Annotated in this window: 5 protein-coding genes; 2 read left to right on the top strand and 3 right to left on the bottom strand. The window is 62.0% G+C overall.

From position 1 onward, the window contains the following. Positions 1-99: 99 nt before the first annotated feature. The 3 genes from dsbG to dsbD are packed head-to-tail and all read right to left on the bottom strand — an operon-like array spanning position 100 to position 3430. Positions 100-867 carry a thiol:disulfide interchange protein DsbG gene (dsbG, locus tag ACRESJ_RS07490; RefSeq protein ID WP_431757335.1) on the bottom strand — a complete coding sequence of 256 codons (768 nt, stop codon included), beginning with the start codon at positions 865-867 and terminating at the stop codon, positions 100-102. Beyond that, complete coding sequence (locus tag ACRESJ_RS07485; protein ID WP_431757334.1) at positions 843-1697, bottom strand: prolipoprotein diacylglyceryl transferase family protein; 855 nt, start codon at positions 1695-1697, stop codon at positions 843-845. Before ACRESJ_RS07485 ends, dsbG begins: the two co-directional genes overlap by 25 nt. Continuing rightward, positions 1697-3430, bottom strand: coding sequence for a protein-disulfide reductase DsbD (gene dsbD, locus ACRESJ_RS07480; protein ID WP_431757333.1), 1734 nt, complete (start codon positions 3428-3430; stop codon positions 1697-1699). Before dsbD ends, ACRESJ_RS07485 begins: the two co-directional genes overlap by 1 nt. Before the next feature lie 154 nt (positions 3431-3584). On the opposite strand from dsbD, the gene ACRESJ_RS07475 reads away from it, so the two are divergent. Together ACRESJ_RS07475 and ACRESJ_RS07470 are read left to right on the top strand one after the other, a co-directional pair. After that, positions 3585-4265, top strand: a complete 681-nt coding sequence (locus tag ACRESJ_RS07475) for a response regulator (RefSeq protein WP_431757332.1) — start codon at positions 3585-3587, stop codon at positions 4263-4265. Next, the gene (locus ACRESJ_RS07470) at positions 4262-5587 is read left to right on the top strand and encodes an ATP-binding protein (RefSeq protein WP_431757331.1); all 1326 of its coding nucleotides are present in this window, start codon (positions 4262-4264) and stop codon (positions 5585-5587) included. Before ACRESJ_RS07475 ends, ACRESJ_RS07470 begins: the two co-directional genes overlap by 4 nt. Positions 5588-5702: the final 115 nt, after the last annotated feature.

The raw sequence follows: 5702 nt of genomic DNA, 5'->3' as shown, positions 1-5702 counted from the left end.
GGGCAAGCCCGCTCCCACAGGGGCCGGTGGGGGTGACGGATTCTGTGGCTGACGCACAACCTTGTGGGAGCGGGCTTGCCCGCGAAGAGGCCCTCGAAGTTATTTCGGCCCCAGAATCTTCGCCAATTTTTCCGGCGACGGCGCGCCTTGCTGCTGTTGCAATTCGCCCTTGCTGTCCATGTAGAAAATCGCCGGGGTGGCTTGCAGCTCCAGCTCTTCCATCAATTGCATGTTGGCCGCGAGTTTCGCCTGAATCGCCGGTGGCACTTCCTTCAGCGCCTTGAGCGAACTGGCCTTGCCAGCTGATTCGTGATCCTGCAGGGCCTTTTGCGGGTCTTTGGCTGCGAGCAGGGCGGCGGATTTGCCGGGGCTGTCTTCGCGAATGATGCCGACCATGATGTGGCGCAGTTGCACCTTGCCAGCCTTGACCCACGGACGCGCCTGTTCCCAAAACACGTTGCAGTAAGGGCAATTCGGGTCGCTGAACAGGTAGACGATGCGCGGCGCATCCTTCTTGCCATCGCCGATCCAGTTGCTCGCTTCCATCTTGCCCCAGACTTCCTTGGCCATCGGCGCGTACACCAGTTTCTGTAACGGCGCGCTGCTGAGGTCGTTGCCTTGGGCATCGTACAAATTGCCCAGCAATACATGCTTGCCGTCCGGCGTCAGGTACAGCGCGATGCCGCGGTTCTGGTATTGCGCCGCATAACCGCGCAAACCATCGGGGGCGTCGAATTGACCGACAATCTTCGCGCCCTTGGCTTCGATCTTCTTGATCGCCTCGGGCAGCTCTTCGGCCTGCACCGACGGCAGGTGCAGCAGGGCGGCACCCAGGGTCAGGGTCAGCAGGTGGCGGAGGCGGGGCATGGCAGTTTCCTTGAGGAGGTGGCAGGTACGGAATCGAAGTTTTCCAGGGCTCGCGCCAGGCTGGCTTGCGACAGTTCGCCCAAATGGCTGCCCAGCAGACGACCGTCAGGGCTATAGAACAGCGTAGTCGGCAATGCCATGGAACCGACGGCCTGACCCAGGCGGCCACTACCGTCGAACAGCACGTTGGACAGGCTCAGGCCTTGGGTTTCCAGGAACGTGGCGACGCTTTGCATGCTTTCAGCCTGATTGACGAACAGGAATGTCAGGTCCGGACGTTGTTGCTGGGCGTTCTCCAGCACCGGCATTTCCCGGCGGCACGGCGGACACCAGGTCGCCCACAGATTGATCACCAGCGGGCCGCCCTTGTAATCGGCCAGTTGCACGGTTTCCCCGGCGGCATTGCGCAAGGTGATTTCCGGCAGGCGCGTGCCTTGTTCATAAATGCTCAGCGAAAAGGTCGCCAGCACCCAGAACGCCAGGCCACTGGCGACGCCAAAGCCCAATGGGCGGCGCAGACCCGGTCGACGCCAGCCTCGGTAGAGCGTGGCGAGCACCAGTACGATCACCCCTGGCCAGGCCAGGAAACCACCGTCGCGCAGATCGATGATCTGCCAGAAGTCATTGCGATAGTGCTTCCAGTAAACGGCGACGAAACCGATGCGCGCCGCGAGCATGCCTATCAGGAACAGGCTGAACAGTACCGACTCGGGGTTCTCGCCACCGCGCTTGGCCACCCGCCAACCGACGAACGTCGCTAGCGCCAATGCACTGATCAGCAGCAGGTGGTTAAGCGCGATGGCAAAGGTGCCCAAGGTAAAGGTCAGCATTAACGGGCGTCTCGGGTGGTGGTCCAGCGTTGCAGGAAAGTGTCGGCATCGACCTCGCCGGTGATGCGCTGGCTGCGGCGCTCGACGCCGTCGGTACCGATCCACAACAGGCTCGGAGGCCCCGGCACCTTATAGCGGGCGAGCAGTTCGCGGCTGGCGGCATTGTCGGCGGTCACGTCCAGTCGCAGCAAGCGCACATCGTTCAAGGCTTCGAGCACACGGGTTTTACCGAATACCTGTTTTTCCATGACTTTGCACGACACACACCAGTCGGCGTAGTAGTCCAGCAACACCCACTGACCCTGCGCTTGTGCGGTGTCGAGTTCCCGCTGCAACGCTTGCGGATCCTTGATGGTAGTGAAGGCATCGTGGCCGGTGGGGACAGCGGCAATGGCGGTGTTGGACGCGCGGAAAACCTGCAGAGGCTTGAACAGATCATCACTGCCGCCCGCCGCGCCGATCATCAACAGGCTGCCCCACACACCGAGCAACAGCGAAGTGGCACCGAACAGATGCGCCACGCGTCCGAAACCGTCCGATTGCTTCCAGGCGCTGTAGGCCGCGACCAACAGTAACGCGCCACACAAGCCGACCCACAAGGATTCATCCAGCACCGGACGCAACATCAGCAAGGCGGTGGCGAGGAACAGGAAACCGAATATGCCCTTGAGCAAGTTCATCCAGGCGCCGGGTTTGGGCAGGAAACGATTACCGACCGTGACCAACAGCAGCAATGGCACGCCGATACCGATGCCCATGGCGAAAAGAATCAGGCCGCCGTGCAACGCGTTGCCGCTTTGCGCGATGTAAAGCAGCGCGCCAGCCAACGGTGCGGTCATGCACGGACCTACCAACAGGCCGGACAGCGCCCCCAGCACACCTGCGCCGACCAAGCTGCCGCCCCGCTGGTTGCGTGAAACGTTTTCCAGACGGTCACGCACAGCCACCGGCAGTTGCAGCTCGAAGAAGCCGAACATCGGCAATGCCAGCAGCACGAAAATCGCCGCGAAACTGCCCAGCAGCCAAGGGTTTTGCAACCAGGCCTGCAGGTTCGCCCCCAGGGATGCAGCCACCACACCCATCGCTGCATACACCAGCGCCATGCTCACCACATAGCTGCCGGCCAGGGCAAAACCGCGCTTGGTCGAAGCGCCGCTGCCGACGATCAATCCGGCCAGGATCGGCAGCATCGGCAACGAGCAAGGGGTAAAGGCCAGCAACAGGCCCAGGCCGAAGAACACCAAAAGACTTAAGCCCAGCGCACGCTGTTGCAGGCCGCTGGCCAAGGCTTGATCCGGGGCTTCATTGGTAGGGATATCGGCTTTCCCCCCCAGATCCACGACCTGAGTCTGCGGCGGATAACACAAACCGGCATCGGCGCAGCCCTGGAATCCCACCTTCACTTGACCCGTGGCACCCGCGGGAATCTTCAGCTCAAGGCCTTGGCGATAAACCTGCTGTTCACCGAAAAATTCGTCGCTGTGAGCTTCGCCTTCCGGCAGGGCTGGATGCTGATCCGCAGGTAACCCATCGAATTTCAGGCGCTTCTGATACAGGTAATAACCGTCGGCAATCTGCCAGAACAGTTGGGTTTCACCGGATTCGAGGCGTTCAGAGGTGAAAACGAAGGCTTTGCCGACGGGAAGAAACTCGGGTTTGCTATCGAACGGATTGGTCCCGGCCTGGGCCAGGCCCGACATCAGCAGAGCGAAGAAGAGCAACAGATGACGCATGGAAAAGCCTTATTCCTTTGCAAGTGGGGTGCACAATGGGCGGCGTCGATTAACCGATGATTAACCCTGGCGGCCTTGTGGCGAGGGGACTTGCGGCATAATGTCGGCTTAATCGGTCAACGGCCTAATCAGCTTTATTTACACGAGGTTCTCCATGCACGTACTGGTTTGCGAAGACGATGAGCTCATCGCCAGCGGCATCGTCGCAGGCCTGACCGCCCAGGGCCTGACCGTCGAGCACGTCGCCACGGCCTCAAAGGCCAGGGCGATGCTCAAGGTGGCGGAGTTCGATGTCATGGTGCTCGATCTCGGCTTGCCCGACGAAGATGGCCTCAAGCTGTTGCAGCAGTTGCGCCAGAACGGCCTGGAGCTGCCGGTACTGATACTGACGGCCCGCGACTCGGTCACCGACCGCGTCGACGGTTTGCAGGCCGGCGCCGACGACTACTTGCTCAAGCCTTTCGACCTGCGTGAACTGGCTGCGCGCCTGCACACACTGTTGCGGCGCGTGGCGGGACGCAGCGTCAACCTGATCGAACATGGCGCCCTGACCTACGACCCAAGCAGTCGCGAAACCATGCTCGCCGGCCAACCGGTGGACCTGTCGCGCCGGGAACAGTCGCTGCTGCAAGCTCTTCTGCATAACCGTGGCCGGGTGTTGTCGACCGAGCAACTGAAGGACAGTGTCTACGGCTTCAACGATGAGCTGGAAAGCAACGCCCTTAACGTCCATATCCATCACCTGCGGCGCAAACTCGGCAATGGCATCGTCGAAACTGTGCGCGGCCTGGGCTATCGCCTGGGGCCGGCTGATGGCGGAGAACAATCGAAGTGATGAGTCTGCGTTTGCGCCTGAGCCTGACCCTTGGCGCCGCGTTTGCGTTGATCTGGGCGCTGGCCGCGGCCTGGATGCTCAGCGACCTGCGCAATCAAATGATGTTTTCCCTCGACCAGCGCCTGGTGGCTTCGGCGCGGATGGTCGCCGGGCTGATGGAGCAACTGCCGCCGCTGCCGAGCAAGGGCGAGGGGACTCATTTCAGCGCCGAACAGTTGAACATCCCCGGAGGCATGGCGTGTCAGGTCAGCTCGTTGCGCGGGGAAATCCTCGCCCGCAGTCACAGTGATCCGGGACAAACCCTGGAAGCCGAGAAAATGGGCTTCCACGATCAGATGATCGACGGCGCACCGTGGCGCAGTTTTACGCTGGCTCGGGGCGATCTGCGGATCACCACCGCCGACCGGCAAATCGAACGAGAAGCCTTGAACATGTCGATCCTGTTGGCCGCATCGGTGCCGGTGGGCGTGGCCTTGCTCGGTTGCCTGTGCCTGCTTTGGCTGGGGATCGGCCAGGGACTGGCGCCGCTCAATCGCATGCGTGATGCCTTGATGCGCCGCAGCGCCGACTCTCTGGAACCCTTGCAAGTCCAGCCATTGCCCAGCGAATTGCAACCCTTGCTCGATACCCAGAACCAGTTGTTCCAGCGCATCGGCAAGACCATCGAACGCGAGCGACGGCTGACCGGTGACGCCGCCCACGAGCTGCGCAGCCCGCTGACCGCCATCAAGACCCACCTGCAAGTGGCCCGCATGACCGAAGGCGCGGCGCGGGATCAATCCCTGGCCCGTGCCGAGGAGGGCGCCGATCGACTGCACCGCACCCTTGAACAATTGCTGTTGCTGGCCCGGGTCGAAGGCAGCCTGTCGTTCGACGACGGCGTGCAATGCAACGCCGAGCAAGTGGCCAAACTGGCGATCCAGGACACGGCCGGCGGAGATCGCCAGCGCATCAGGTTCCAGCTGTCGGCCAAGGTCTCCGCGGCGCCCGTACAAATGCCTGCGGTGCTGTCGATTGCCGCGCTGCGCAACTTGCTGGACAACGCCCTGCGCCACACACCTGGTGACGGACCGGTGGAATTGAGCCTGCAGACCACCGGCAACCGTGTGCGGTTCGAGGTCCGCGACCACGGCCCGGGCATTGCCGAAGACGACCTGCAACACTTGACCCAGCGCTTCTGGCGCAACGGCCAGAGCACCGGTTGCGGCCTCGGCCTGGCCATTGTCCAGGCCATCGTCCAGCGTTGCGGCTGTACGCTGCATTTCGACAGCCGACCGGATGGATTGCGGGTTGAACTGACCATGCCGCTACAACCGGTCTGAGCGACGCATAAAACCCTGTAGGAGCGAGCTTGCTCGCGAAAAACCTGTAGGCGCCGCGAACATTCAGGATGCTCGCGTCATCGTTAACGTTTTTCGCGAGCAAGCTCGCTCCTAC

Origin of the sequence: Pseudomonas sp. (assembly GCF_050739655.1) — a bacterium.
Classification (GTDB): domain Bacteria; phylum Pseudomonadota; class Gammaproteobacteria; order Pseudomonadales; family Pseudomonadaceae; genus Aquipseudomonas.
The sequence above is the reverse complement of the archived record's forward strand: the minus strand, read 5'-3'. Positions and strand labels throughout refer to the sequence as shown.